24 protein-coding genes are annotated in these 25,446 nt (G+C 74.3%); 19 read left to right on the forward strand and 5 right to left on the reverse strand.

What is annotated here, in order from left to right; genetic code table 11:
• The first annotated feature begins 32 nt into the window (after window positions 1–32).
• A complete protein-coding gene (locus ACGFI1_RS10135; RefSeq protein WP_392784486.1) occupies window positions 33–1,190 on the forward strand; it encodes an erythromycin esterase family protein in 1,158 nt (385 codons plus the stop codon).
• Between the two features lie 20 nt (window positions 1,191–1,210).
• Here the strand turns inward: ACGFI1_RS10135 and ACGFI1_RS10140 are convergent, their stop codons facing one another.
• From ACGFI1_RS10140 to ACGFI1_RS10150, 3 genes are all read right to left on the reverse strand, one after another.
• Entirely contained in the window at window positions 1,211–2,230 is a 1,020-nt protein-coding gene (locus ACGFI1_RS10140) for an MBL fold metallo-hydrolase (protein WP_387071745.1), read from the reverse strand.
• 40 nt (window positions 2,231–2,270) lie between these two features.
• The gene (locus tag ACGFI1_RS10145) at window positions 2,271–3,428 is read right to left on the reverse strand and encodes a steroid 3-ketoacyl-CoA thiolase (protein WP_301175294.1); all 1,158 of its coding nucleotides are present in this window, start codon (window positions 3,426–3,428) and stop codon (window positions 2,271–2,273) included.
• Window positions 3,429–3,561: 133 nt separating this feature from the next.
• Window positions 3,562–4,806: a cytochrome P450 gene (locus tag ACGFI1_RS10150; RefSeq protein ID WP_386867623.1), complete on the reverse strand. Its 1,245-nt coding sequence runs from the start codon at window positions 4,804–4,806 to the stop codon at window positions 3,562–3,564.
• A gap of 331 nt (window positions 4,807–5,137) precedes the next feature.
• Here ACGFI1_RS10150 and ACGFI1_RS10155 point away from each other — a divergent pair, with 331 nt between their 5' ends.
• Window positions 5,138–5,518 (forward strand): SCO2583/SCO2584 N-terminal domain-containing protein, encoded by a 381-nt coding sequence (locus ACGFI1_RS10155; RefSeq protein ID WP_386867621.1) that lies wholly within the window; start codon window positions 5,138–5,140, stop codon window positions 5,516–5,518.
• 20 nt (window positions 5,519–5,538) lie between these two features.
• Here ACGFI1_RS10155 and ACGFI1_RS10160 read toward each other — a convergent pair whose 3' ends face one another.
• Window positions 5,539–6,735 carry a cytochrome P450 gene (locus ACGFI1_RS10160; protein WP_386867619.1) on the reverse strand — a complete coding sequence of 399 codons (1,197 nt, stop codon included), beginning with the start codon at window positions 6,733–6,735 and terminating at the stop codon, window positions 5,539–5,541.
• Window positions 6,736–6,924: 189 nt separating this feature from the next.
• Between ACGFI1_RS10160 and ACGFI1_RS10165 the strand changes: the two genes are divergently transcribed.
• Genes ACGFI1_RS10165 through ACGFI1_RS10195 form a run of 7 tightly spaced genes read left to right on the forward strand, consistent with a single transcriptional unit; the run spans window position 6,925 to window position 14,009 of the window.
• Window positions 6,925–7,926, forward strand: a complete 1,002-nt coding sequence (locus ACGFI1_RS10165) for a 3-oxoacyl-ACP synthase III family protein (protein ID WP_392784488.1) — start codon at window positions 6,925–6,927, stop codon at window positions 7,924–7,926.
• Window positions 7,927–7,928: 2 nt separating this feature from the next.
• The gene (locus ACGFI1_RS10170) at window positions 7,929–8,681 is read left to right on the forward strand and encodes a glycosyltransferase family 2 protein (RefSeq protein WP_386867616.1); all 753 of its coding nucleotides are present in this window, start codon (window positions 7,929–7,931) and stop codon (window positions 8,679–8,681) included.
• Window positions 8,682–8,695: 14 nt separating this feature from the next.
• The gene (locus ACGFI1_RS10175; RefSeq protein ID WP_301175299.1) at window positions 8,696–9,850 is read left to right on the forward strand and encodes a cytochrome P450; all 1,155 of its coding nucleotides are present in this window, start codon (window positions 8,696–8,698) and stop codon (window positions 9,848–9,850) included.
• On the forward strand, window positions 9,847–11,388 hold the full coding sequence (locus ACGFI1_RS10180; protein ID WP_392784490.1) for a class I adenylate-forming enzyme family protein: 1,542 nt from the start codon (window positions 9,847–9,849) through the stop codon (window positions 11,386–11,388). Before ACGFI1_RS10175 ends, ACGFI1_RS10180 begins: the two co-directional genes overlap by 4 nt.
• A complete protein-coding gene (locus ACGFI1_RS10185) occupies window positions 11,385–12,311 on the forward strand; it encodes an NAD-dependent epimerase/dehydratase family protein (RefSeq protein WP_392784491.1) in 927 nt (308 codons plus the stop codon). The genes ACGFI1_RS10180 and ACGFI1_RS10185 overlap by 4 nt, the downstream gene beginning before the upstream one ends.
• Before the next feature lie 50 nt (window positions 12,312–12,361).
• The gene (locus tag ACGFI1_RS10190) at window positions 12,362–13,090 is read left to right on the forward strand and encodes a Clp protease N-terminal domain-containing protein (protein WP_392784492.1); all 729 of its coding nucleotides are present in this window, start codon (window positions 12,362–12,364) and stop codon (window positions 13,088–13,090) included.
• Window positions 13,091–13,148: 58 nt separating this feature from the next.
• The gene (locus tag ACGFI1_RS10195; protein WP_392784494.1) at window positions 13,149–14,009 is read left to right on the forward strand and encodes an alpha/beta fold hydrolase; all 861 of its coding nucleotides are present in this window, start codon (window positions 13,149–13,151) and stop codon (window positions 14,007–14,009) included.
• 29 nt (window positions 14,010–14,038) lie between these two features.
• On the opposite strand, the gene ACGFI1_RS10200 is transcribed toward ACGFI1_RS10195, so the two are convergent.
• The gene (locus ACGFI1_RS10200) at window positions 14,039–15,469 is read right to left on the reverse strand and encodes a PucR family transcriptional regulator (protein WP_301175304.1); all 1,431 of its coding nucleotides are present in this window, start codon (window positions 15,467–15,469) and stop codon (window positions 14,039–14,041) included.
• Between the two features lie 96 nt (window positions 15,470–15,565).
• On the opposite strand from ACGFI1_RS10200, the gene uraD reads away from it, so the two are divergent.
• From uraD to alc, 10 genes are read left to right on the forward strand one after another with little or no spacing between them, the layout of a single operon-like run.
• Window positions 15,566–16,030 (forward strand): 2-oxo-4-hydroxy-4-carboxy-5-ureidoimidazoline decarboxylase, encoded by a 465-nt coding sequence (gene uraD, locus ACGFI1_RS10205; RefSeq protein WP_392784496.1) that lies wholly within the window; start codon window positions 15,566–15,568, stop codon window positions 16,028–16,030.
• A complete protein-coding gene (gene uraH / locus ACGFI1_RS10210; protein ID WP_301175307.1) occupies window positions 16,027–16,338 on the forward strand; it encodes a hydroxyisourate hydrolase in 312 nt (103 codons plus the stop codon). Before uraD ends, uraH begins: the two co-directional genes overlap by 4 nt.
• Window positions 16,339–17,202 (forward strand): factor-independent urate hydroxylase, encoded by an 864-nt coding sequence (gene pucL, locus ACGFI1_RS10215; RefSeq protein WP_392784498.1) that lies wholly within the window; start codon window positions 16,339–16,341, stop codon window positions 17,200–17,202.
• Window positions 17,203–17,216: 14 nt separating this feature from the next.
• Entirely contained in the window at window positions 17,217–18,095 is an 879-nt protein-coding gene (locus ACGFI1_RS10220) for an FAD binding domain-containing protein (protein WP_392784500.1), read from the forward strand.
• Complete coding sequence (locus ACGFI1_RS10225) at window positions 18,095–18,577, forward strand: (2Fe-2S)-binding protein (protein WP_392784502.1); 483 nt, start codon at window positions 18,095–18,097, stop codon at window positions 18,575–18,577. The genes ACGFI1_RS10220 and ACGFI1_RS10225 overlap by 1 nt, the downstream gene beginning before the upstream one ends.
• The gene (locus tag ACGFI1_RS10230; protein WP_392784504.1) at window positions 18,574–19,917 is read left to right on the forward strand and encodes an 8-oxoguanine deaminase; all 1,344 of its coding nucleotides are present in this window, start codon (window positions 18,574–18,576) and stop codon (window positions 19,915–19,917) included. Before ACGFI1_RS10225 ends, ACGFI1_RS10230 begins: the two co-directional genes overlap by 4 nt.
• The gene (gene pucD / locus ACGFI1_RS10235; RefSeq protein ID WP_392784505.1) at window positions 19,918–22,338 is read left to right on the forward strand and encodes a xanthine dehydrogenase subunit D; all 2,421 of its coding nucleotides are present in this window, start codon (window positions 19,918–19,920) and stop codon (window positions 22,336–22,338) included.
• The gene (locus ACGFI1_RS10240; RefSeq protein ID WP_392740369.1) at window positions 22,335–23,138 is read left to right on the forward strand and encodes a hydroxypyruvate isomerase family protein; all 804 of its coding nucleotides are present in this window, start codon (window positions 22,335–22,337) and stop codon (window positions 23,136–23,138) included. The genes pucD and ACGFI1_RS10240 overlap by 4 nt, the downstream gene beginning before the upstream one ends.
• A complete protein-coding gene (gene allB, locus ACGFI1_RS10245; RefSeq protein WP_392784507.1) occupies window positions 23,123–24,415 on the forward strand; it encodes an allantoinase AllB in 1,293 nt (430 codons plus the stop codon). Before ACGFI1_RS10240 ends, allB begins: the two co-directional genes overlap by 16 nt.
• Window positions 24,412–25,401, forward strand: coding sequence for an allantoicase (gene alc / locus ACGFI1_RS10250; RefSeq protein ID WP_392784509.1), 990 nt, complete (start codon window positions 24,412–24,414; stop codon window positions 25,399–25,401). Before allB ends, alc begins: the two co-directional genes overlap by 4 nt.
• Window positions 25,402–25,446: the final 45 nt, after the last annotated feature.

Genomic DNA, 25,446 nt, shown 5'->3' on the forward strand with positions numbered 1-25,446 from the left:
CACCCGTTCTTTCAAAGATACGATTCAGACACATGACTCAGAAGATCCGGGACTTCGTGCCCGCGTCATGTGAACTGCTGGCGCTCGGCGAACCGGCCCACCCGTCCCAGGAACCGGCGTTCGGGGACGTCCGGAACGACCTGTTCGCCGCACTCGCGGACCAGGGCTTCCGCTCCATAGCCCTGGAGACCGACCGCGTGGCTGCGATCGCGGTGGACGACTACGTCCAGCACGGAACGGGCAACCTCGACACGGCGATGGCCGGGGGCTTCTCGCACGGCTTCGGCGGCCTGGACGCCAACCGCCTGCTGGTCGCCTGGATGCGCGAGTACAACGAGGGCCGCCCCGCCGGAGAACGGCTGGCCTTCCACGGCTTCGACGTCCCGTCCGAGAACATGAGCGCCCCCAGCCCGCGACGCCATCTGGAGTACGCGCGCGACTACCTGGGGCTCGACCTCGATCTCGCGGCCCTCCTCGGCCCCGACGAGAGGTGGAGCCGCCAGGAGGCGATCCTGGACCCGGTGGAGTCGCTCGGCGACGGCCCCGAGGCCGCGCGGTCACGGGCGATCGCCGACGACATGCTCACCTCGCTCTACGCGCGCGCACCCGAACTGATTGCGGCGACCTCGCGCGCCGCCTGGTTCCGCGCCCGCACCCACCTCACCGCGGGCCTCGGCCTGCTCCGCTACCACACGCAGGCCGCCCGGCGGATCGAGGAGAGTGCGCGGATCTCGGGCCTGATGGCGACGCGGGACGCGCTCATGGCCCGGAACCTCCTGGATATCCGCACGATCGAGGCGAAACGCGGTCCGACCCTGGTCTTCGCGCACAACAGCCACCTGCAACGCAACCGGAGCAGCATGAGCATGACGGGAATGGAGATCGGCTGGTCCTCCGCCGGAGCCATCGCAGGCTCACTACTAGGCGGCCGGTACACCGTCATTATCGGCAGCATGGGACGCAGCGAAGCCCTCGGCCTGGGCGAACCCGAACCCGACACCTACGAGGGCTTCCTGCAGCGCAACACCACCACCTGGAGCCTGACAAGCGCCGCCGAAATCCCTCCCGCGCGCACACGCGCCGATATGACACCAGGCCGCCACTACGCCGCCCTAACGCAGACGACCGTCGCCGCGGCCGACGCGGTCCTGCACGTCGGCGTCGCCGGCGTGCAGGCCGCGGACGGCTAGCGGGACGCTCAGCGGGACGGCTAGCGGAGGACGTAGCGCAGGGGGTCGTCGGTGCCTTCGCGGCGGGCGACTCCCCGCGTTTCGAGGGTGCGGAGGTGGGCGGCGGCCTCGGCGGCGGCCATGCGGCGCGCCTGCTGGGACATGTCGGCCCACGCGTGCCGCCACTTGAGGCCCGCCGTCAGGTCCCACAGGGTGGTGGCGGACGGGGAGAGCAGGGCCGTCACCTCGGCCAGCCGCTCCTCGTGGTGCCCGATGATCTCGCGGGCGCGGTCGGAGAGGCCGGTGAAGCGGTACTGGTGGGCGGGGAGGACCTCCTGCACGCCCATGGCCGAGACCTTGTCGAGCGAGCCGAGGAAGTCGCTCAGCGGGTCCACGTCCGGGGTGTCGTACGGGTAGAGGCCGATGTGCGGGGTGATGCGGGGCAGGACGTGGTCGCCGGTGAAGATGCGGTCGCCGTCCTCCAGGTGGAGGCAGATGTGGCCGGGGGAGTGGCCCGGCGTCCAGATGGCGCGCAGCCGGCGGCCCGGGACGTCGGCGAGGTCGCCGTCCGACAGCTCCCGGTCGGGGATCGCCGGCGGCGCCACCGACACCTGCCCGCTCGGGCCGGTCAGCTCGGACTCGGCGGCGCCGGCGCGGCGCAGCGCGGTCAGCTCGAACCGGCGGCGGTCGCCCCGCCCGGCGGCGTGGAAGAGGCGGACGACGTCGGCGTCCGCGTGGTGCATGGCGATCCAGGCGCCGGACGTCTCGCGGACGCGTCCCGCGAGCCCCGAGTGGTCGGGGTGGAAGTGCGTGACGACCACGCCGTGGACGTCCGACATCTGGATCCCGAACGTGCCGAGGCCGTCGCGGAGGGCCGCCCAGGCGTCCTCGTGCTGCCAGCCCGCGTCGATCAGGACGGGCCCCTTCGGGCTCTCCACCGCGTACACGAGCGTGTACGCGAGCGGGTTGTCCGGAATGGGGACGGGAACGCTCCACAGCCCGCCGCCGAGGTCCTCAGGTTCCGGCTGCACCGAGACCGCCTTTCGCGCCTTTTCAAACATGGGTACGCCCCGGCCACGGTAGCCGGGGCGGACGAGTGGATCAGATCCGGTCGAGGATGGTGGCCGTGGACAGGGCGCCGCCCGCGCACATCGTGATGAGGGCGGTGCCGGCGTCGCGGCGCTCCAGCTCGTGGAGGGCGGTCGTGATGAGCCGCGCGCCGGTGGCGCCGACCGGGTGGCCGATGGCGATGGCGCCGCCGTTGACGTTGACCGTGTCCATGTCGGGCTCGTGGACCGACGCCCACGACAGCACGATCGACGCGAACGCCTCGTTGATCTCGGTGATGTCGATGTCGTTCATCGTCATCCCGGCCCGCTTGAGCACGCGCTCGGTCGCCTGCACCGGGCCGTCCAGGTGGTAGTACGGCTCGCCGCCGACGAGCGCCTGCGTCCGGATCTTCGCGCGGGGGCGCAGGCCGAGGGCGGCGGCCTTCTCCTCCGACATCAGCAGTACGGCGGCGGCGCCGTCGGAGATCTGGGACGAGGTGCCCGCCGTGTGCAGCGCGTCCGGCATGACCGGCCGCAGCTTGCCGAGGCCGTCGGCGGTCGTCTCGCGCAGGCCCTGGTCGCGGGTGACCTCGCGGGTCTCCCCGGTGGGGTCGCCCTCGGCGTCCAGGACGGGTGCCGTGACGGGCGCGACCTCGCGGTCGAAGCGGCCGTCCGCCCACGCCTTGGCGGCGAGCTGCTGCGAGCGGGCGCCGAACGCGTCCAGGTCGGCGCGGGTGATGCCGCGCCGGGCGGCGATCCGCTCGGCGGCCTCGAACTGGTTCGGCATGTCGAGCGACCAGTCGTCCGGGCGCGGGTTCGCGGGCATCACGTTGGTGCCGAGCGGGGCGCGGCTCATCACCTCGACGCCGCAGCCGATCGCCACGTCCACCACGCCCGCCGCGATCTGCGACGCGGCGAGGTGGACGCCCTGCTGGGAGGAGCCGCACTGCGCGTCGAGCGTGGTGACGCCGGTCTGCCACGGCAGCCCCGCGTACAGCCAGGAGTAGCGGCCGATGTGCCCGCCCTGCTCGCCCGCCTGCGTGACGCAGCCGGCGAAGACCTGCTCCACCTCGGCGGCGTCGATGCCGGACCGCTCGACCAGCGCGTTCAGCGCGTGCGCGAGGACGGCCATCGGCTTCATGCCCGCGAGCCATCCGTTGCGCTTTCCGAGCGGCGTGCGCACCGCCTCGACGATCACCGGGGTACCCATGCGGTCTCCTTCTAGAACACGATTCAGCTTTGAATGTAACGTGTTCTAACTTTCTCCGGCCAGGGCGGGTCCCGGTGAGAGGGACCGGCCCCCGATCGGCCCCCGGTCGTCCGCCGGCCGTCCGGCGGCGCGCTCAGTACCGGACGCGCAGCTCCTTGATGCCGTTCAGCCAGGCGGAGCGGAGCCGGCGCGGCTCGCCGACCCGCGCGATGTCCGGCATCTGGTCGGCGATCGCGTTGAACATGAGCCCGATCTCCAGGCGGGCCAGGTTCGCGCCGATGCAGTAGTGCGCGCCGGTGCCGCCGAATCCGAGGTGCGGGTTGGGGGAGCGGGTCACGTCGAACGCCATCGGGTCGGCGAAGACGTCCTCGTCGAAGTTGGCGGAGCTGTAGTACATCGCCACGCGGTCGCCGGCCTTGATCTCGACGCCGCCCAGCTCGGCGTCGCGGACGGCCGTCCGCTGGAACGCGGTGACGGGCGTCGACCACCGGACGACCTCGTCCGCCATGGTCTCGGGGCGCTCGGCCTTGAACAGCTCCCACTGCCCGGGGGCGTCCATGAACGCGATCATCCCGTGCGTGATGGCGTTGCGGGTCGTCTCGTTGCCCGCGACGGCGAGCAGGATCATGAAGTAGCCGAACTCGTCGTCGGACAGGCCGTGCCCGTCCACGTCGGCCTGGACGAGCTTGGTGACGATGTCGTGGGCGGGGCAGCCGCGGCGCTGCTCGGCGAGCCCCATCGAGTAGCCGATGATCTCGGCGGCGGCGCAGGCCGGGTCGTCGTTGTACTCGGGGTCGTCGTAGCCGAGCATCTTGTTGGACCAGTCGAACAGCCGGCGCCGGTCCTCCTGCGGGACGCCCATCAGCTCGGCGATCGCCTGCAGCGGCAGCTCGGCCGCGATCTCGGAGACGAAGTCGCCCTCGCCGCCGCGCCGGCGCGCCTCGGCCACGATCCGCTCGGCGCGGTCCTGGAGCGCGTCGTGCAGGCCGTTGATGACGCGCGGGGTGAAGCCGCGCGACACGATCTTGCGCAGCTTGGCGTGCTGCGGCGGGTCCATGTGCAGCAGCAGGTTCTCCCGCTGGACGTCCAGCTCCTCCGGGCTGAACCGCTCGTTGAACCGGATCACCGCGCCGTTGGCGTTGGACGACCACTGCTCGTGGTCGCGGGAGATCTCCTTGATGTGGGCGTGCCTGCTGATCACCCAGAAGCCGTCGTCGGCGAAGCCGGTGGCGCCGCGCGGCTGCGCGTTCCACCAGGGCGCGCCGGTCCGGCGCAGCAGCGCGAACTCGGCGAGGGGGATGCGCTCGGCCATCAGGTCCGGTGAGGCGAAGTCGAAGCCGGCGGGGACGGCGGCGGTCTCCGAGACGGTGGCGGTCATGCGGCGGTTCCTCCCGATAGGACGGCGCTTGCGCCCACCGTAGAACCCGTTTCAGGGCCGGTTCAAGAGCAAATGAGACTCAAGTCTGAACTTCTGTCTCCATCAAGTGCTTGATTGGTGACCAGGTAGTCATGATCAGCCCCAACTGGTCGGACGTGGGCCGCGCAGTCACATGCCACAACGGCGGATCCGCATCAAGGAGGCGGCCGGTGAGCTTGCTCACCCGAGCATCGAGGTTCAGGTAGAACGCGTTCTAGAAACGCGGCCGGAGGGACCGTCGGAGGGGTCGACTAACCTGGGCGTCCGACCTCCCCCGTGCCGGAGAGCCCCCATGGCCGCAGATTTCGACGAGCCCGTCTTCGACGAGGAATTCGTGCGGAGCGCCGCGTTCACCGAGCCGTCGGCGAGCGAGCGCGCCCGCCCGCCGAGCCGCCGGGAGCGGCGGCGCACCCGGCGCGCCGCCGGGGCCGGCCGGTTCCGGCGGCGGCGCCGCGGCGAGCCGAGCCACCGCCGGGCGGTGCTCCAGCTCATCGGCGGCGTGCTCGTGCTGTTCGCGATCTCGTTCGGGCTGTGGTGGTGGAACTCCGCGCCCCGCGACCCCGAGCCGGTGCGCCCGGTCAGCCCGACGATCACGCACTCCCCGGCGCCCGCCCCGACGCCGACCGCCCCCGCGACGACGGCGCCGCCGACGATGGAGATCCCCGAGGTCTAGCCGCCCCGCCCCGCCTCGCCCTAGCCGAGCCGCACCCGCAGCTCGGCGTACGCCGGGACGAGGACGCCGCGCGCCGCGCGCCGCGACACCACCCGGTAGGGCCCGCCGCCCGACAGCAGCGTGGCCAGCATCCGCGCCACCTGCGTGCGCGCGACGGCCGCGCCCAGGCACAGGTGGCGGCCCCCGCCGAACCACAGCTGCCGCGTCTCCGGGACGTACTCGCGGCGGACGTCGAACGGCCCCGCGCCGTTCGTCGCCCGGTACGTCAGCAGCAGGACCCGCTCGCCCGCGCGCAGCCGCCGCCCGCCGACCGCCGCGTCCCGGTTCACGTGCCGTCCGATGACGGGGGCCGGGGTCGCGACGCGCAGGCCCTCGCGCACCGCGTTGCCCAGCAGGGACGGGTCGTCCAGCAGCGCCCGCTGCTGCCCGGTGTCGTGCAGCAGCGCCACCGTGCGGACCGTCCCGGACGCGCCCGTCTCGGTCCCGGCGATCACCAGCAGCGTCGCCAGGCCGCGGGCGAGCGGCAGGCCGAGGTCCAGCTCGCGGCAGCGGCCGAGCAGGGTGTCCGGCCCGGCCGTCCGGTAGGCGTCGGGGACGCCGGCGGTGATCTCGGCCACGATCGTCCGGGCCCGCGCGAGGACCGCCGGGTCGAGTTCGGTGGACGCGGTGGTGCCGAGCGCCAGCCGGGCGAGCCGCTCCCCGGCGGCGAACAGGTCCCGGTACCCCTCGTCGTCCCGCCCGGCGGGCAGCCCGAGCAGGTCGGCGACCATCCGCCCGCCGAGCACGCGCGCGGCGTCCGCGACGTCCACGGTGCCGCCGCCGGCGAGCCGGCGGGCGAGCGCGGCGTGGGACGGGCCCTGCGACCGCTCCACCAGGTCGCGGGCGGCGTCCTCGGTGAACAGGTCCCGAGCGCGGGTGCGGATCTCCGCGTGCCGGGCGCCGCCGAAGAACTGCCCCATCTCGTCGCCGAACAGCTGCGTCCACAGGTGGCCGACGCCGCCCTCGCCGTTCATGCCGAAGGCGGCGTGGTCGTTGAGGACGTGCCGGGCGAGCACCGGGTCCGTCACGATCCACCCGAGCCGGGGGACGCGGGCGATCGGACCGGTGTGGCGGGCGGCCTCCAGGAGCGCGAAAAGGCCGGGATTTGCCGCCCACAGGAGCCGTGCCTCGTGCCGCGCGGCCGCGCGGCTCCGGTGGAGGGTCTTCGTGCTGGTCATCCGGCGATTGTGCCCGGTTGGGAAAGCGGCCGGGATGGCGGTACTACTCATTCCGGATAAGTGGCGGTACTCACGGCGAACCGGGTACAAGGCCCGGCCGCGGTTCCGTAGGGTCTCCCTCACCGGAGGCGCCCGGGGTCGGCCAGGCTTGCCGCGACCGAGCACGAGGAACCGGGGGAACCCCAGCCCATGAGAGCCCGCATCACCGCCGTCGCGGCGCACCTGCCCGAGCGGACCGTCACCAGCGCCGAGGTCGAGGCCCGCGTCGCGGCCGAGAGCGCGGGATACCGGCCGCATCCCACCATCGTCGAGCGGATGACCGGCATCCGCGCCCGGCACGTCATGGACGCCGGGGAGCAGGCGTCCGACCTGGCCGTCGCCGCCGCCCGCCGCGCCCTCGCCGAGCGCGGCGCCGACCCCGCCGGCCTGGACCTGCTGATCTTCGGGTCGGCGTCGCAGGACCTCGTCGAGCCCGCGACCGCGCACATCGTCGCCGCCAAGCTCGGCGCGACCTGCCCGGTGTTCGACGTGAAGAACGCCTGCAACAGCTTCCTCAACGGCCTGCAGATGGCGGACGCGCTGATCCGCACCGGCCAGCACGAGCGCGTCCTCGTGTGCACCGGGGAGAGCCCGTCGCGCGCGATCCGCTGGAACGTCCGCGACCGCGCCCAGTTCGTCGACGCGTTCGCCGGCTACACGCTGTCCGACGGCGGCGCCGCGATGCTCGTCGAGGCCGCCCCCGACGGCGGGATCTTCCACCGCGACTTCGCCGCCGTCTCCAGCGCCTGGCGGGTCGGGACGCTGCCCGGCGGCGGCTCGATGCACCCCCGCGACCCCGAGTACACCTACTTCAGCGGCGACGGGCGCCGGCTCAAGGACGCGTTCGTCGCCGGCGGCCCCGAGCTCTTCACGACGGCCCTGGAGAAGACCGGGCTGACCTGGGACGACTTCGCGGTGGTCGCCGTCCACCAGGTGACGCTGCCCTACCTGGAGGTGCTGCGCTCGATCCTCGGCGTCCCCGCGGACCGGCTCGTCGTCACGCTGCCCGAGCACGGCAACGTCGCGTCCGCGAGCCTGCCGCTGCAGATCGCCACCGCCCGCGCCGCCGGGCGCTGCGGCCCCGGCGACCGCGTCGCGCTGGTCGGCCTCGCCGGCGGCATCAGCCTCGGCGTCATGTTCGCGGAGCTGTGACCATGAGGCTCTGGGTCGTCGTCCCCGCCTACGACGAGGAGCGGTCGATCGGCGCGACGCTGCGCCGCCTCGCCGCGCAGACCGACACCGGCTTCGCGCTGGTCGTCGTCGACAACGGCAGCACCGACGGGACCGCGCGGGTCGTCAAGGAGTTCGCCGCCGCCCACCCGGACCTGGACGTCCGGATCGTGCACGAGCCCGAGAAGGGGACGGGCGCCGCCGCCGACACCGGCGTCCGGCACGCGATCGCCGCCGGCGCCACGCACATCGCCCGCACCGACGCCGACTGCCTCCCGGCCCGCGGCTGGATCGCGGCGGTGAAGCGCGCGTTCGGCGACGGGCTGGAGATGGTGTCCGGGCCGCTGCTGCCCCGCACCGACGAGTTCCCGCTGAAGTTCTGGGAGCGGCGGCTGCTGCCCGCCGTCATCGACGTCGCCGCGATGTTCGGGCGCTTCCGGCCCGGCAACCAGGACCCGCTGTACCTCGGCCCCTACGTGATGATGCCGGGCTGCAACGTCGCCATCACCGCGGACCTGTACGAGCGGTCGGGCGGCTTCCCCCGCACCCGCATCGAGGACGTCCACGAGGACCGCGCGCTCGTCAACCGCGTCCGCTACGTCACCGCCGCCTACGGGTTGCGCAAGGACGTGACCGTGTACGGGTCGGTGCGCAGGCTGCGCGCGTTCGGACTGGTCAGGACCCTCGGCTGGTACGCCGACCACCGCTACCGCCCGCCCGTCGTGGACATTCGATGAGGAGTGGACGCCCGATGAGCTGGGAGGAGCGGCTGTACCTGGCCGCGCATCCGGTCGCGTACCCGCTGCTGCGCGGGGTGGCCCGGCGCGGCGCGGTCGTCCGCGTGCCGGGCGTCGGCGTGGTCGTGAACGACGCGGCGGCGGCGCGCGAGGTCCTGATGGACGGCGAGACCTTCCGCAAGGACGGCCCCGGCTCGCCCGGCGACCTGTGGACGCCGGTGCTCGGCCCGTCCGTCCTGCTCAACATGGAGGGCGAGGCGCACCGGGCGCTCCGCCGCCGGCTCACCGAGCTGTTCGTGCCGTCCTATACCGAGGCGCTGTGCGCGCGGGTGCTGGACGAACCGCTGGAACGGCTCGCGGGTCGGCTCCGGCGCGGCGCGACCGTCGACCTGGTCGACACCGCCCGCGTGCTGGCCGGTACGGTGATCGGCGAGGTCATCGGGCTGGAGGGCGGGAGCGAGGCCGTCTACCGGGACCTGTTCGAGCAGGGCGAGCGGATCGTGTCCATGGTGTCGCTGCGCACGCGCCGGCTCTCCCCGGCCCAGGTGCGGCGCGCCCGCGGCGTCCTCGACCCGCTCGGCGACATCGCGGCCAAGGCGTACCAGGCCGGGGACGAGTCGACGGTCATGGGCCGGATGCGGGCACTCGGCCTGTCCGCCGAGGAGGCGCGCGGCGCGGCCGGGGCGTTCTTCCTGACCGGCACCGAGACCGTCGCGACGCTGCTGCCCCGGCTGATCGCCCTGCTCGCCGACCACGGGCAGCTGGGCCGCGTCGCCGCCGACCCCGCGCTCCTGGACCGGGCCGTCGAGGAGGCCATGCGGGTGACGACGCCGACCCCGGTGATGCTGCGCAGCGTGCACCGCCCGGCGGAGGTCGCGGGCGTCGCGATCCGGCCCGGCGACCGGGTGCTGATCGCCACGCACAACTGCTGCCGCGCCCTCGGCCCGTTCGACCTCGACCGGCCGCACCCGCCCGAGCTGCGCCGCCTGTGGTTCGGCGCCGGGCCGCACTTCTGCCTCGGCTACCCGCTCGCGATGGCGCAGATCCGCCGGGTGGCCCGGACGCTGCTGGCCGCCGCGCCGCTGAGGATCACCCGGCGGGCGGCGGCGCGCGGCGTCCTGATCCCGACCTACCGGTACCTGGCCGTCAGGTCGGAGGAGGCGGCATGACGCTCGTCAGGCGGTTGCTCGACCAGGCCGCGCGCACGCCCGGGGACGTCGCCCTCGTCGCGGGGGACGGCACCGAGCTGACGTACGGCGAGCTGCGGCGGCAGGTCCTCGCCGTCCGGCACGGGCTGCTGGCGGGCGGCCTCGCGGCGGGGGACGGGGTGCTGTTCTCCGTGCGGCCCTCGCCGGAGTCGCTCGTCCTCGCGCTCGGCGTTGTCGCGGCCGGGGGAGTGGTCGTGTTCGCCGACCCGGGGGCCGGCCCCGAGATGTTCACCGCGCGGCTCCGGCTCGCGCGCCCGCGCTGGTCCGCGGCCGAGTCGGTGCTGTACGCGGGCAGCCGGCTGCGGCCCGTGCGGGCCTACGCGCGGCGGCGCGGGCTGCTGCTGCCGAACCTCGCCGACCTCCAGGTCCCGGGCGAGCAGGTCCCGGGCGAGCAGGTCCCGGGCGAGGGCCCGATGCGGCACATCCACGTCGGCCGCCGCCTGCCGGGCGTGCCGCGCGGCGCGGTGCCGTTCGCGCGGCTGGTCCGCGGGGACGCCCCCGAGCCCGGCGCGGCCCCCGACCCGGACGCGCCCGCCGCCGTGATCTTCACCTCGGGGACGACCGCGCACCCGCGCGCGGTCGTGCACACGCAGGCGTCGCTCGCCGCGGCGCTCGACCTGTTCCGGGCCCGGCTGCCGCTCGGCCCCGGCGACGTCGTGCACACCGACCAGCTGATGCTCGGCCTGCCGACGCTGATCGCGGGCGCGCGCTGGTCGATGCCGCCGCTGTTCTGCGCGCCCGCCGACTTCGCCCGGCTGATGCGGGAACGGGGCGCCACGCACACGTTCTGCGTCCCCGTCCACCTCGCCGAGGTCCTGGACGCCTGCGGGGAGCTGCCGCCGGCCGTCCGGTACGTCCTGCTCGGCGCGGCGCCCGCGCCCGCGCCGATCCTGCGCAGGGCGGTGGCGGCGGCGCCGTCCGCCGAGGTGCTGTCGGTGTACGCGATGACGGAGATCCTGCCGGTGGCGATCGCGTCGGCGGAGGAGAAGCTCGCGCACACGGGGCCGGGCTCGGGCGACCTCTTGGGCGCGCCACTGCCCGGTGTAGGCGCGCGCCTGGCCGACGACGGCGAACTGGTCCTGTCAGGCCCCAATCTGTGCCGCGGCTACCTGGGCGCGGAACCCATCACCGAACTCCCGACCGGCGACCTGGCCCGCATCGACGATGGGCGTCTCGTCCTCACGGGGCGCAAGAAGGACATGCTGATCCGAGGCAAGTTCAACCTCTATCCCGGCCTGTACGAACCATCTATCGCGGCCCTGCCCGACGTGGCCGAAGCCGCGATCGTGGGCGTTCCCGACCCGCAGACTGGGGACGAGGAGGTCGTCCTGGCGGTGGTGGGGCCGCCCCACCTGCCCGCTCGGCTCCAGCGCACCCTCCCGGACGTCATCGACCATGACGCCCTCCCGGACCGGATCGTCGTCCTGGACGACCTTCCGCGCTCCGGCCGGACCCGCAAGCTCGACCGCGACCGGCTCCGCGAACTGGTGGCGCGATGAGGATCGCCGTAACCGGGGCCTCGGGTTTCGTCGGCGGTGCGGTGTGCCGGGCACTGGCGGCCCAGGACATCACGACGTTCGCGTTCGGCCGCCGCCCGACCGTCGACCCGGCCCACGTGGGCAGTGCCCCGTACCGGTCATGGGACCTCACCCGAGGCCCGCTGCAAGACGCACCACGTGTGGACGCCGTCGTCCACTGTGCGGGCAGCGTCACCGACTGGGGGCCTGCGCCGACCCTCTTCGCCGCCAACCTCACCGGCACCCGCGCCGCGCTGGAGTCCTTCCCGGACGCGCGGTTCGTCCATGTGAGCACGGCGAGCGTCTACGACCCGTTCCGGCCGAGCGTCATGGTGCGCGAGGACGAGGCCCCGGTGTCGCGCTACATGAACGCCTACGGCGCGTCCAAGGCCGCCGCCGAGCGCCTGGCGCGGGACCACGGCGCGGTCATCCTGCGTCCCCACGCGGTCTACGGCCCCGGTGACACGACGCTGCTGCCGCGCGTCCTGTCGGCGGTGCGCGGCCCGCTGCTGCCCGCGGTGGGCACCGGCCGCCAGCGCGTCAGCCTGACCTCGGTCGGCAACCTCGTCCAGGGCTGCGTGCTGGCCGCGACGGGCCCGGCGGCGTCCGGCGTCTTCAACATCGCCGACGCGGCGCCGGTCACGATCGACGACGCGTTCCGCGCGATCCTCCGCGAGCGCGGCGTCAGGGCGCGGCCGGTCTACCTCCCCGCCGGCGCGGCCCGCCCGCTGGCGGCGCTCGCCGAGGGCGCGTTCCTGCTGGCCCGCCGCCCGGAACCGCCGCGCATCACCCGCTACGCGATCAGCCACCTGGCCGTGGAGCGCACCTTGGACATCACCGCCGCCGAGAAGACCCTCGGCTACGACCCGCACCCGACGTCCTTCGCCGGCGCCGCCGGCTGGTGATCGTCAACCAGTGGTTGACGATCGGGCGATCGTCAACCTATGGTTGACGCATGACCGAACCCACGCAGACCCCTCTCCAGGTCCGGCTGGACGATCTGATCAACTCGATCAAGCAGGTCCACCCCGACGCGCTCGAACAGCTCACCAGCGCGGTCCTCGCCGCCGAGCACCTCGGCGAGGTCGCCGACCACCTCATCGGCCACTTCGTCGACCAGGCCCGGCGGTCCGGCGCGTCCTGGACCGACATCGGCAAGAGCATGGGCGTCAGCAAGCAGGCGGCGCAGAAGCGCTTCGTCCCCAAGGGCGCGGGCGAGATCGACCCGTCCGAGGCGTTCTCCCGCTACACCCCCCGCGCCCGCAACGTCGTCATCACGTCGCAGAACGAGGCCCGCGCCGCCGGCAGCCCGGAGATCACCCCGGTCCACCTCGTCCTCGGCCTGCTCGCCGAACCCGACGCGATCGCGGGCAAGGCCATCACGGCGCAGGGCGTGCTGCTGGACACCGTCCGCCAGGCCGCCGAGGCCGCGCTGCCGCCCGAGTCCGCCGACCTCCCGGCCCTCATCCCCTTCGACCAGGGGGCCAAGAAGGCCCTCGAACTGACCTTCCGCGAGGCCCTGCGCCTCGGCCACAACTACATCGGCACCGAGCACCTCCTGCTCGCGCTCCTGGAGTTCGAGAACGGGTCGGGCGTCCTCTCCGACCTCGGCATCGCCAAGCCCGCCGCAGAGGAGTACATCACCGAGGCGCTGAAGCCCCTGGCGCCGCCCAACGTCCCATAGATCCGGCCGAGCGGGGCCGCGGCGATGAGTTCCGGGCGCCGCGCGGGTCTGCACCGGCATGGAGAAGCTCATCAGCGTCAACGGCGCCGAACTCTGCACGGAGACCTTCGGCGGCGCGGACGACGTGCCGGTGCTCCTGATCGGGAACACGATGCTCACGTGGCCCGACGCGCTGTGCGAACGGCTGGCGGCCCTGCGCCGCCTTCTCGTCCGCTACGACCTGCGCGACACCGGGCGCTCGACCGCCGCCGACCCGGAGGCGCCCGCCTACACCCTCCGGGACCTGGTCGCGGACGCCGCGGGCCTGCTCGACGCGCTCGGCCTGGAGCGCGCGCACGTCGTCGGCGCCGGTCCCGGCGGGTGGATCGCCCAACTCCTCGCCCTCGACCACCCGGGCCGCGTCGCCACCCTCACCCTGATCGGCACCCGGCCCACGGCGCCCGGCCCCGCCGACCCCGACCTGCCCGAGCACGCGCCCGAGCTCATGCGGCACTTCATGAACCCGCCGCGCGTGGACTGGGCGGACCGGGCCTCCGTCGTCGCGTTCCTGCTGGAGAACGCCCGGCACATGGGCGGCCGCGACTTCGACGAGGGCGAGGCGCGCGAGAACATCGAACGCGTCCACGACAGGACCCGGACCGGGGACCCGAGCGGCAGGTTCCACCGCGCCGACCAGATGGGCACGGTCTTCGCCGCGCTCGACTGCGGCGCCCGCTGGCGCGAGCGCCTCCCGGAGATCACCGCGCCCACTCTGGTCGTCCACGGCGAGGACGACCCGTTCTTCCCCCTCGGCAACGCCGAGGCCCTCGCCGCCGAGATCCCGCGCGCGGAACTGCTCGTCCTGCCGCGCACGGGGACGGGCCTGCCCCGGCGGACCTGGGACACCGTCGTCCCCGCGCTCGTCCGCCACACCAGCTGAGTCCGGGGCGCCCGGGATCGGGCAGGAGGTCAGGTCAGGCGGAGGGCCAGGAAGAAGTCGACGCGGTCCTCCAGGCGGGACAGGTCGCGGCCGGTCAGCTCCTCCACGCGCTGGATGCGGTACCGGACGGAGTTGACGTGCAGGTGGAGCTGCTCGGCGCAGCGCGTCCACGAGCCGGAGTGCCGCAGGAACGTCTCCAGGGTGCGGACGAGGTCGGCGCCGTGGGCCCGGTCGTAGTCGAGCAGCGGGTCCAGGAGCCGCACCCGGAACATGCGGCGGACGTCGTCCGGGACGCTCGCCAGCAGCAGGACGTGGGTGGCGAGCTCGTCGTGCCGGACGACGCAGGCCGGGTCGGGGCGGGCGGCGGCGAGGCGGCGGGCGTGCCGGGCCTCCTCGACCGCGCCGCGCAGCTCGGCGGCCGCCGCCACGCCGCTGACGCCGACCGCGAGGCCGCCGCCGGCGAGGCCGGGGGCCAGCAGGGCGAGGGCGTCCTGGAGCGCGGCGGCGACGTCGCCCCCGGCGGCCGGCACGAGCCCGACCACCTCGTCGTCCAGCAGCGCGGCCACCCGGAACGGGAGGATCTCGGCGAGGACGGTGCGGACCTCGCCCGGCCGCAGGCCGCCCCGCCCGGAGGCGGCCACGGCGACGTGCGGCGCGTCCGCGGGCAGGCCGAGCCGGCCGGCGTCCCCGCCGGTCAGGAGGTCGCCGTCGACGGCGGCGGGCGCGTCGCGGCGGGCCCGCTCCAGCGCGACGATCGCGGCGAGCTCGGCGGTGAGGGCGCGGCGCTCGGCGGGCCAGTCGGCGAAGTCGCCGTCGAAGACGAGGAACCAGTCCGCGACGCGGGGCGTGCCGCCGCCCGCGACCGGGAACAGCGACGCGTCGAGCGCGGGCTCGTGGTGCGGCAGCCGGGGCGCCGCGAGGAACGCGCGGGCGAGGGCCTCGGGGCGGGCCGGAGCGGGGCCCGCGACGACGCGCCCGGTCGGGGCGAGGACGTGGCAGTGCCCGACCAGGTCGAGGACGGCGCCGAGGCCGGTGCCCTCGACGAGGCGGCGGTGCCGGTCGAGCACGGCGGCGAGGTCGGCGGCCCGGGCGGCCGACAGGTGCCGGACGACCTCCTCGGTGACGGTCGCGAACGCCACGTCCTCCGGCACCTTGAACAGCGGGAGCCGGTGCCGCCGGCAGGCGTCGACGAGGTCGTCCGGGATGGCGCCGAGCGCGAGGTCCCACGCGGCGAGGCCCGAGACGCCCGCCTCGGCGAGCGCCCGCACGAACGTCTCCGAGTCGGCGGGGCCGGTCCGCCAGACGAGCCCGGTCAGCACCAGTTCCCGCCCGCGCAGGTAGCGGCCCGGATCGAGCAGGTCGGTCGTGACCACCCAGCGGATCGCGCGGTCCAGCCCGTCCGCGCCGGTCACGACCTCCAGCCGCAGCTCCGGCATCGCGAGCAGCGAACGCAGCCTCATATGGAGGAACCTACAAAACGCCGCGGGCGGCCGGGTGCACAGTTCGGACGTCCTGTGCCTCGACCCGCCGCGGGAGGCGTGTGTGTACTGGCAGGCGTGGAGCTGAGCGAGGCGGAGCTGGCGGCGTGCTGCGCGTCCCGCCGGTGGATCGCGGCCGTCGCCGGGCACCGCGACCTGGCGGCGCTGCGCGCGGCCTCGCGGCGGGCGCTGGACGAGCTGGCGTGGGCCGACGTCGAGGAGGCGCTCGCGGCGCACCCGCGCATCGGGGAGCGGGCGGGCGGCGGCGGGCGGGAGGCCGGCTGGTCGCGGGGGGAGCAGTCCGGGATGGACGGCGCGGCGGCCGAGCTGCGGGAGGCGCTCGTCGAGGGCAACCGGGCCTACGAGGAGCGGTTCGGGCATGTGTTCCTGATCCGCGCGTCGGGAAGGTCGGCCCTGGAGATGCTCGCGGAACTCCGGGAGCGGCTCGGCAACGACGCCGGGACGGAGCGGGCCGTCGTGCGGAGGGAGCTGGCCGAGATCGTCGACCTCCGGCTGGTGAAGCTGGTGAAGGAGAGGACATGAGCCTGTCGACGCACGTGCTGGACGCGGCGAAGGGGGCGCCGGCGGCGGGCGTCGCCGTCCGCCTCGACCGGCGCGACGGGGACGGCTGGACGGTCCTGGCCGAGGCCCGCACCGACGCCGACGGCCGGATCAGGGAGTGGGGTGCGGAGCCGGGGAAGGGCGTGCACCGCCTCACGTTCGACACCGCCGATCTGTCGGAGTTCTACCCCGAGGTGACCGTGGCGTTCACCATCGACGATCCGGGGCGGCACTACCACGTCCCGCTGCTGATCAGCCCGTTCGCGTACTCGACCTACCGGGGGAGCTAGATGGCCGTCGTCCTCGGATCCAACCGCTACGGGAAGGCGGAGACCCGCGTCGTCCGCGTGACCCGGGACGGCGGTACCCACCGGCTCAAGGACGTCAGCGTCAGCGTCTCCCTCTCGGGTGCGATGGACGAGGTGCACCTGACCGGCGACAACGCGGCCGTCCTGCCGACCGACAGCCAGAAGAACACCGTGTTCGCGTTCGCCAGGCGGCACGGCATCGCCGCGATCGAGGACTTCGGCCTGCTGCTCGCCCGGCACTTCACCGCGTCGCAGCCGGCGGTCGCGCACGCGCGGGTCGAGATCAGCGAGTACGGCTGGCGCCGCATCACGGGCGGGCACTCGTTCGTCCGGGACGGCGGCGAGGTCAGGACGGCGCTGGTCCACCACGACGCCGACGGCACCGAGAGCGTGGTGTCCGGCCTCACCGACCTGGTCGTGCTGAACTCGACCGGGAGCGAGTTCCACGGGTTCGCGCGGGACGAGTACACGACCCTCGAACCGACCGACGACCGCGTCCTCGCGACCGCCGTCACCGCCCGATGGCGCCACATGACGACGGACGCGGCATGGGACGACTCGTACGCCGCCGCCCGCGACGCCCTGCTCACCGCCTTCGCCGAGACGCACAGCCTGTCGCTCCAGCAGACGCTCTTCCAGATGGGGCGGAGCGTCCTGGACGGCCAGGACGGCCTCTGCGAGGTCAGGCTGTCACTGCCCAACAAGCACCACTTCCTGGTCGATCTGGAGCCGTTCGGCCTGGACAACGACAACGAGGTCTACTTCGCGGCGGATCGCCCGTACGGGCTCATCGAGGGCACGGTGCTCACCGATGACGCGCGCGACGCCCCGTCCGCCTGGAACTGAGGAACTCTGGAGACATGGACTTCCTGCGACCGCTGACCTGGGAGGACGCGCTGGCCGCCAAGGCGGGGCGGCCGGGCGCGCGGCCCGTGCAGGGCGGCACCGACGTCATGGTCGAGATCAACTTCGATCAGGACCGGCCCGAGGCGCTGCTCGACCTGACCCGCGTCCGCGACCTCACCGAATGGGACAGGGTGGACGGCCGGCTCCGCGTCGGCGCGGGCGTCCCCTACGCGCGGCTGATCACCGAGCTGGGCGGGCCGCTGCCCGGCCTCGCGCAGGCGTCCCGGACGGTCGGGTCGCCGCAGATCCGCAACCGGGGCACCGCCGGCGGCAACCTCGGCGCGGCGTCGCCCGCCGGGGACGCCCATCCGCCGCTGCTCGCCGGGGACGCGGTGATCGAGGCCGAGTCGGCGGCGCGCGGCGTCCGGATGATCCCGGTCGGCCGGTTCTTCACCGGGGTGAAGCGCAACGCGCTGGAGCCGGACGAGCTGATCCGCGCTTTCTGGGCGGTGCCCGCGTCCGGCCCGCAGTACTTCGCCAAGATCGGCACCCGGAACGCGATGGTGATCGCCGTGTGCTCGTTCGCGCTGGCCCTGCACCCCGGCGAGCGGCGCGTCGGCACCGGCCTCGGCTCCGCCGCGCCGACCCCGCGCACCGCCCCCGAGGCCGAGGCGTTCATCTCCCACGAGCTGGACTGGGACGGCCGCCGCCCGCTTCCGGAGCCGGCGGTGCGGCGGTTCGGCGACCTGGTGCGGGACGCGGCGTCCCCGATCGACGACGTGCGCGGGACGGGCGGCTACCGCCGGCACGCGCTGTCGGTGCTGGCGCGCCGCACCCTGACCTGGGCCTGGGACGAGTACCGGGCGGGAGCGAACGGAAGGAGGGCGTCCTGATGCGCGTGAACGTCACCGTGAACGGGGCGGCGGAGGCCGTGGACGACGTGTGGGAGGGCGAGAGCCTGCTCTACATGCTGCGCGAGCGGATGGGCCTCCCCGGTTCGAAGAACGCCTGCGAGCAGGGCGAATGCGGCTCCTGCACCGTCTACCTGGACGGCGTGCCGGTGTGCGCCTGCCTGGTCGCGGCCGGGCAGGCCGAGGGCCGCGAGGTCGTCACCGTCGAGGGCCTCGCCGAGGGGCCGCCCGGCGGTGAGCGGCTCGACCCCGTCCAGGAGGCGTTCGTGGAGACGGGCGCGGTCCAGTGCGGGTTCTGCACGCCGGGCCTGATCGTCCAGTCGCACGACCTGCTCGCCCGGAACCCGGCGCCGAGCGACGCCGAGATTCGCGAGGCGCTCGCCGGGAACCTGTGCCGCTGCACCGGCTACGAGAAGATCCTGGACGCGGTGCGCCTCGCCGCGCGGCGGAGGGCCGGCGCATGATCATCGAGAACGCGCACGTCGTCACCGTCTCCGGGGAGGAGTACCCGGACGGCCACATCGTGATCGACGGCGACCGCATCACCGCAGTCGGCCCCGGAAGGGCCCCCGGCAGCGACCCGGAGCGGATCGACGCCCGCGGCTGCCTCGCCACCCCCGGCCTGGTCAACGCCCACCACCACCTCTACCAGTGGGCGAGCCAGGGCATGGTCACCGACGGCACCCTCTTCGAGTGGCTGTCCACCCTCTACAAGCCCTGGTCGGCGATGGACGCCGAGGTCGTCGCGGGCGCGGCGACCGCCGGGCTGGCGTGGCTCGCCAAGTCGGGCTGCACCACCTCCACCGACCACCACTACCTGTTCCCGAAGGGGCGCGGCGACCTGTTCGCGGCGGAGATCGAGGCGGCGCGGGAGGTCGGCGTCCGGTTCCACCCGTGCCGGGGCTCGATGGACCGGGGCGCGTCGCAGGGCGGCCTCCCGCCGGACGAGGTCGTCGAGGACCTCGACACGGTCCTCGCCGCGACCGCGGACGCGATCGACCGGTACCACGACCCGTCGCCCGGCTCGATGCTGCGCGTCGCCGTCGCGCCGTGCTCGCCGTTCTCCGTCACCCGCGACCTGCTGGTGGAGTCGGCGCGGCTGGCGCGCGACAAGGGCGTCCGGCTGCACACCCACCTCGCGGAGACGGTGGACGAGGAGGAGCACACCCGCGAGCAGTTCGGCATGACGCCGGCCGAGTACCTGGACTCGATCGGCTGGCTCGGCCCGGACGTGTGGCTCGCGCACTGCGTCCACCTGCACGACACCGACGTCAAGCGGCTCGCCGAGACCGGCACCGGCACCGCGCACTGCCCGAGTTCGAACGCGCGGCTCGGCGCCGGGATCGCCCGCGTGTCGCACCTGCTGGCGGAGGGCGCGGCGGTCGGGCTCGGCGTGGACGGCTCGGCGTCGGCGGAGCTCGTCCCGCTCGCCGGGGAGATCCGGCAGGCCCTCTACATGCAGCGCGCCCGCTACGGCCCGACCGCGCTGACCGCCCGGCAGGCCCTGGAGATGGCGACGCTCGGCGGCGCCCGCTGCCTCGGCCGGGACGACGAGATCGGCTCCCTCGAACCCGGCAAGCTCGCCGACATCGCGCTGTGGCGCGTGGACGGCTTCCAGGCGGCGATCGACGACCCGGTCGTCGCGTTCGCGTTCGGCCCCGTGCCGCCGCTGCACCGCCTCCTCGTCGGCGGGCGCACCGTCGTGGACGGCGACACCCTCGTGACCGTCCCGCAGGACGAGGCGGCACGGCGCGGCGCCGACGCCCACCGCCGCCTCATGCGGCTCGCGGAGGAGGTGCTCTAGATGGGGTCACCGTCCGGTAAGGCGTCCCCGGTGAAGAGCCCGGGACATGTCGCCGCGCCCGGCATCGGCGGGGTCGGGGAGAGCCCGCTGCGGCCGGACGGGACGCTCAAGGCCACGGGCGAGTTCGCGTACGCGTCCGACCTGTGGATGGAGGGCATGCTGTGGGGCGCGACGCTCCGCAGCCCGCACCCGCGCGCGCTGATTCGGTCGATCGGCATCGGGCCGGCGCTCGCGCTGCCCGGCGTCCGGGCCGTCCTCACCCACGCCGACGTGCCGGGCCGGAAGGTGTTCGGCATCGACCACACCGAGGACCAGCCCGTCCTCGCGATCGACCAGGTCCGGCACCAGGGCGAGCCGGTCGCGCTCGTCGCCGCCGACCACCCGGAGACGGCGCGGCGCGCGCTGGAGCTGATCGCCGTCGAGTACGACGTGCTGGAGCCGGTCACCGACCCGCGCGCCGTGATCGCCGACCCGGAGCGGCTGAAGGTCCAGGACCGGGGCGGCATCACCCGCCACCAGCCGGTCCGCGTCGGGGACGTGGACGCCGCGAAGGCCGAGGCCGACGTGGTCGTGTCCGGCGAGTACGAGGTCGGCATCCAGGACCAGGCGTTCCTCGGGCCCGAGTCGGGCCTGGCGATCCCGTCCGAGGACGGCGGCATCGACCTGTACGTCTCCACGCAGTGGATCCACAACGACCTCAAGCAGATCGCGCCCTGCCTCGGGCTTGCCGAAGACCAGGTGCAAATGACGCTCGCGGGCGTCGGCGGGGCGTTCGGCGGCCGCGAGGACCTGTCGATGCAGATCCACGCCGGGATGCTCGCGCTGCACACCGGCCGCCCGGTGAAGATGTCGTACGACCGGTACGAGTCGTTCTTCGGGCACGTCCACCGGCATCCCGCGCGGATGCGCTACGAGTACGGCGCCACCTCCGGCGGGAGGCTCCTCTACGCCGACGTCGAGATCATCCTGGACGGCGGCGCGTACACCTCGTCCACCATGAACGTCGTCGGCAACGCGGCGTCGCTCGGCGTCGGCCCGTACGAGATCCCCAACATCCGGATCGACGCGTACGGCGTCTACACCAACAACCCGCCGTGCGGCGCGATGCGCGGGTTCGGCGCCGTCCAGGCGTGCTTCGCCTACGAGTCGATGATGGACAGGCTCGGCGCGGCCTGCGGCCTCGGCCCGATCGAGATCCGCCGCCGCAACGCGGTCTCGCAGGGGTCGCGGCTCGCGACCGGGCAGGTCATCGAGTCGCCCGCGCCGCTCGCCGAGATGCTGACCCGGCTGGAGGCGATGCCGCCGCCCGCCGCCGCCGACCCGTCCGACCTGCGGAACCTGCCGGGCGGGGTCGCGCAGACGACGCACGGCGAGGGCGTCGTGCGGGGCGTCGGCTACGGCGTCGGGATCAAGAACATCTGCTTCTCCGAGGGCTTCGACGACAAGTCGACCGCCCGCGTCCGGCTGGAGGTCATCGGCGGCGAGGCGACCGCGCTCGTCCACACGGCGGCGGCCGAGGTCGGGCAGGGGCTCGTGACCGTCCAGGCGCAGGTGGCGCGGACGGAGCTGGGCGTCGAGCGGGTCACCATCGCCCCGGCGGACACCGGCGTCGGCGACGCGGGCTCCTCCAGCGCGTCCCGCCAGTCGTACATGACGGGCGGCGCGGTGAAGGCGGCCTGCGAGGCGGTGCGGGCGCGGCTGCTCGCGCTCGCCGCCGACCGCCTCGGCCGCACCGATCTGACGGTCGCCGGCGGAAAGATCGTCTCGCGGTCGGGCGGGGTGCTCGGCACGATCGAGGACGTCCTCGGCTCCGACGCCATCGAGGAGACCCGCGAGTACCACCACCGGCCCACCTCCCGGATGGACCCCCTCACCGGGCAGGGCCGCAGCCACACCCAGCTCGCGCTGTGCGTGCACCGGGCCGTCGTCGACGTGGACGTGGAGCTCGGCCTCGTCAAGGTCGTCGAGCTGGCCGCCGTCCAGGACGTCGGTAAGATCATCAACCGGCTGTCGCTGGAGGGCCAGATCCACGGCGGCTCCGCGCAGGGCCTCGGCCTCGCCGTGATGGAGGAGATCGTCGTGGCGGACGGGCTCGTCCGGAACCCGTCGTTCACCGACTACCTGATCCCCACCATCCTCGACATGCCGCCCATGCGGCTGGACATCCTGGAATATCCCGACCCCGAGGCGCCGTACGGGCTGCGCGGCGCGGGCGAGCCGCCGACGCTGTCGTCCACGCCCGCGATCGTCGCCGCGATCCGGGACGCGACCGGCCGCGCCCTCACCCGCGTCCCCGTCCGCCCCGAGCACATCGTCTCCGAGCACATCGTCTCCGAGCACACCGTCTCGGATCACACCGTCTCGGATCACACCGTCTCGGATCACACCGTCTCGGATCACATCGTCCGAGGAGGGCCATGACCCGGCGGTTCGCGGTCAACTGCTCGATCCTGTTCACCGAGTTCCCGCCGCTCGACCGCCCGGCGGCGGCGCGGGCGGCGGGCTTCGGCGAGGTCGAGTTCTGGTGGCCGTGGAACGGCGAGCCGGAGCCGTCCGCCGCCGACGCGGACGCGTTCTGCCGGGCGGTCGAGGACGCCGGCGTGCGGCTCATCGCGCTGAACCTCTACGCGGGCGACCTGGCGGCGGGGGAGCGGGGCGTGCTGTCCGACCCGTCCCGCGCCGAGGAGTTCCGCCGGAGCCTGGACGTGCTGCTGCGGATCGCCGAGCGCACGGGCGCCCGGTCGTTCAACGCGCTCTACGGGCAGCGGCTGGACGGCGCGGACCCCGCCGAGCAGGACGACGTCGCTACCGCGAACCTCGTCCACGCCGCAGGGCGGGTCGGCGAGATCGGCGGGACGCTGCTCATCGAGCCGCTGGCGCGCGGCCTCAACGGCGCCTACCCGCTGGAGACGGCCGCCGACGCCGCCGGGGTGGTGGCGCGCGTCCGCGCGGCGGGCGCGGAGAACATCCGGCTCCTGTTCGACACCTTCCACCTGGCGACGAACGGCGACGACCTGGAGAAGGCCGCGCGTGCGCACGCCGCCGACATCGGGCACGTCCAGATCGCGGACGCGCCCGGCCGGGGGCGCCCCGGCACCGGCCGGATCGACTTCGACCGCGTCTTCGCCGTCCTCGACGACATCGGGTACGGCGGCCGGGTCTCGCTCGAATACGTGCCGCAGGGGCCCTCGGCGGAGGAGTTCGCATGGACGACCTCCTGATCAGGTCGCGCCGCACCGTGCTGCCGGACGGCGAACGCCCCGCCGCCGTCTCCGTCCGCGACGGCCGGATCACCGCGATCTCCCCCTACCCGGCCGGCGGCCCCGCCGCCGACTCGGTCGACCTCGGCGACGTGGCGCTGCTGCCGGGCCTGGTCGACACCCACGTCCACGTCAACGAACCGGGCCGCACCGAATGGGAGGGCTTCGCCACCGCGACCCGGGCCGCCGCCGCGGGCGGCGTCACCGCGCTCATCGACATGCCGCTCAACGCGCTGCCGCCGACCGTCGACCCGCCCGCGCTCGCCGCCAAGCGCGCCGCCGCCGAGGGCGCGTGCGCCGTGGACGTGGGCTTCTGGGGCGGCGCCGTCCCCGGCAACCTCGCCGCGCTGCGCCCGCTGCACGACCTCGGCGTGTTCGGGTTCAAGTGCTTCACGTCCGACTCGGGCGTCCCGGAGTTCCCGCCGCTCTCCGCCGCGGAGCTGCGGGCCGCGTTCGAGGAGATCGCCGGGTTCGGCGGGCTGGTGGTCGTCCACGCCGAGGAGCCGGCGGAGCTCAGCCCGCCGGCGGGCGGCGGCTACGCGGAGTTCCTCGCGTCACGGCCGCCGTCCGCCGAACGCCTCGCCGTGGAGCGGGTCGTCCGGCTGGCCGAGGAGACCGGGGCGCGCGCCCACATCCTGCACCTGTCGGCCGCCGACTGCCTGGACGTCCTCGCCAAGGCCCGGTCGGACGGCCTCCCCGTCACCGCCGAGACCTGCCCCCACTACCTGGCGCTCTCCGCCGAAGAGGCCGCCGTCACCGCCTTCAAGTGCTGCCCGCCCATCCGCGGCACCGCCAACCGCGAACTGCTCTGGCAGGCGCTCGCGGACGGCGTCATCTCGTGCGTCGTCACCGACCACTCGCCCTGCACGCCCGAGCTGAAGCGAGGCGACTTCGCGACCGCGTGGGGCGGCATCTCGTCCCTGCAACTGGGCCTCCCCGTCGTCTGGACGGCGGCACGTGAACGTGGGCACGGCCTGCACGCGGTCGTGCGCTGGATGTCCGAGGCGCCCGCCGCCCTGGCCGCCGTCCCCGGCAAGGGCGCCATCGCCGTCGGCAATGACGCCGACCTCGTCGCCTTCGCGCCCGACGAGACGTTCACCGTGGACCCGGCGGCCCTCCACCACCGCCACCCCGTCACCCCCTACGCGGGCCGGACGCTCACCGGAGCCGTCCAGGCCACCTGGCTCCGGGGAGAGCCCGCCGGCCGCGGACGCCTCCTCCACCGGGAACCGCGATGACCGAGTTCACCACCCTCCCCGACCTGGCCGTCCGCACCCTCGGCGGCTCGGTGGCGGCGGCGAGCGACGAGTCCTTCGCCGAAAAGGAGAACCTGATCAACCCGTGGGCCCCGGCGTTCTCCCCGGAGACGTTCGGCCCGAAGGGACAGCTGTACGACGGCTGGGAGACCGCCCGCCGCCGCGGCGGCGGCCACGACTGGGCGCTGATCAGGCTCGGGCTGCCCGGCGTCGTCCGCGGCGTCGTGATCGACACCGCCTGGTTCAAGGGCAACTACCCGCCCCGCGCGTCCGTGGAGGCGTGCGCCGTGGACGGCTACCCATCCGACCTGTCCGGCGCGGGCTGGGTGGAGATCGTCCCGGAGAGCCCCCTGAAGGGCGACACCGCGCACGCCTTCCCGGTGGCGGTCGAGCGGCTGTTCACCCACGTCAGGCTGAACATGTTCCCGGACGGCGGCATCGCCCGGCTCCGCGTCCACGGCGAGGTGGTCCCCGACCCCCGCCTGCTCGCCGGGCTCACCGTCGACCTGGCCGCCCTGGAGAACGGCGCCCGCGTCACCGAGTGCTCGAACATGTTCTACTCCTCGCCCGACAACATGCTGTTCCCCGGCCTGGCCCGCAACCAGGCCGAGGGCTGGGAGACGGCCCGGCGCCGCGACGCCGGGCACGACTGGGCGGTGATCCGCCTCGCCGCTCCCGGCGTGGTCAGGCTCGCCGAGATCGACACCGCGAACCTGAAGTTCAACGCCCCCGGCTCGGCCGCCCTGCACGGCCGCGACGCCGCCGGCACCTGGCACCCCCTGCTGCCCCAGACCGCCCTGCTCCCCGACACCAGGCACCGCTTCCGCCTGACGGCGTCACCCGAGGTCACGCACGTCCGGCTCGACATCCACCCGGACGGCGGCATCGCCCGCCTCCGCCTCCTCGGCGACCTGACCCCGGACGGCGCCCGCGCCCTCGACGCCCGCTGGACCGCCCTGAAACATTAGGCAAACCATTGACGGCCGCTAAGAACCTGCCTAAATTCTGAGCAC

Source organism: Actinomadura geliboluensis (assembly GCF_043197915.1).
Classification (GTDB): domain Bacteria; phylum Actinomycetota; class Actinomycetes; order Streptosporangiales; family Streptosporangiaceae; genus Spirillospora; species Spirillospora geliboluensis.

Bases quoted from the DNA above. Each gene is read 5' to 3' on its own strand.
- ACGFI1_RS10135 (WP_392784486.1), top strand. From the start codon at position 33: ATGACTCAGAAGATCCGGGACTTCGTGCCCGCGTCATGTGAACTGCTG.
- ACGFI1_RS10140 (WP_387071745.1), bottom strand. From the start codon at position 2,230: ATGTTTGAAAAGGCGCGAAAGGCGGTCTCGGTGCAGCCGGAACCTGAG.
- ACGFI1_RS10145 (WP_301175294.1), bottom strand. From the start codon at position 3,428: ATGGGTACCCCGGTGATCGTCGAGGCGGTGCGCACGCCGCTCGGAAAG.
- ACGFI1_RS10150 (WP_386867623.1), bottom strand. From the start codon at position 4,806: ATGACCGCCACCGTCTCGGAGACCGCCGCCGTCCCCGCCGGCTTCGAC.
- ACGFI1_RS10155 (WP_386867621.1), top strand. From the start codon at position 5,138: ATGGCCGCAGATTTCGACGAGCCCGTCTTCGACGAGGAATTCGTGCGG.
- ACGFI1_RS10160 (WP_386867619.1), bottom strand. From the start codon at position 6,735: ATGACCAGCACGAAGACCCTCCACCGGAGCCGCGCGGCCGCGCGGCAC.
- ACGFI1_RS10165 (WP_392784488.1), top strand. From the start codon at position 6,925: ATGAGAGCCCGCATCACCGCCGTCGCGGCGCACCTGCCCGAGCGGACC.
- ACGFI1_RS10170 (WP_386867616.1), top strand. From the start codon at position 7,929: ATGAGGCTCTGGGTCGTCGTCCCCGCCTACGACGAGGAGCGGTCGATC.
- ACGFI1_RS10175 (WP_301175299.1), top strand. From the start codon at position 8,696: ATGAGCTGGGAGGAGCGGCTGTACCTGGCCGCGCATCCGGTCGCGTAC.
- ACGFI1_RS10180 (WP_392784490.1), top strand. From the start codon at position 9,847: ATGACGCTCGTCAGGCGGTTGCTCGACCAGGCCGCGCGCACGCCCGGG.
- ACGFI1_RS10185 (WP_392784491.1), top strand. From the start codon at position 11,385: ATGAGGATCGCCGTAACCGGGGCCTCGGGTTTCGTCGGCGGTGCGGTG.
- ACGFI1_RS10190 (WP_392784492.1), top strand. From the start codon at position 12,362: ATGACCGAACCCACGCAGACCCCTCTCCAGGTCCGGCTGGACGATCTG.
- ACGFI1_RS10195 (WP_392784494.1), top strand. From the start codon at position 13,149: ATGGAGAAGCTCATCAGCGTCAACGGCGCCGAACTCTGCACGGAGACC.
- ACGFI1_RS10200 (WP_301175304.1), bottom strand. From the start codon at position 15,469: ATGAGGCTGCGTTCGCTGCTCGCGATGCCGGAGCTGCGGCTGGAGGTC.
- uraH (WP_301175307.1), top strand. From the start codon at position 16,027: ATGAGCCTGTCGACGCACGTGCTGGACGCGGCGAAGGGGGCGCCGGCG.
- pucL (WP_392784498.1), top strand. From the start codon at position 16,339: ATGGCCGTCGTCCTCGGATCCAACCGCTACGGGAAGGCGGAGACCCGC.
- ACGFI1_RS10220 (WP_392784500.1), top strand. From the start codon at position 17,217: ATGGACTTCCTGCGACCGCTGACCTGGGAGGACGCGCTGGCCGCCAAG.
- ACGFI1_RS10225 (WP_392784502.1), top strand. From the start codon at position 18,095: ATGCGCGTGAACGTCACCGTGAACGGGGCGGCGGAGGCCGTGGACGAC.
- ACGFI1_RS10230 (WP_392784504.1), top strand. From the start codon at position 18,574: ATGATCATCGAGAACGCGCACGTCGTCACCGTCTCCGGGGAGGAGTAC.
- pucD (WP_392784505.1), top strand. From the start codon at position 19,918: ATGGGGTCACCGTCCGGTAAGGCGTCCCCGGTGAAGAGCCCGGGACAT.
- ACGFI1_RS10240 (WP_392740369.1), top strand. From the start codon at position 22,335: ATGACCCGGCGGTTCGCGGTCAACTGCTCGATCCTGTTCACCGAGTTC.
- allB (WP_392784507.1), top strand. From the start codon at position 23,123: ATGGACGACCTCCTGATCAGGTCGCGCCGCACCGTGCTGCCGGACGGC.
- alc (WP_392784509.1), top strand. From the start codon at position 24,412: ATGACCGAGTTCACCACCCTCCCCGACCTGGCCGTCCGCACCCTCGGC.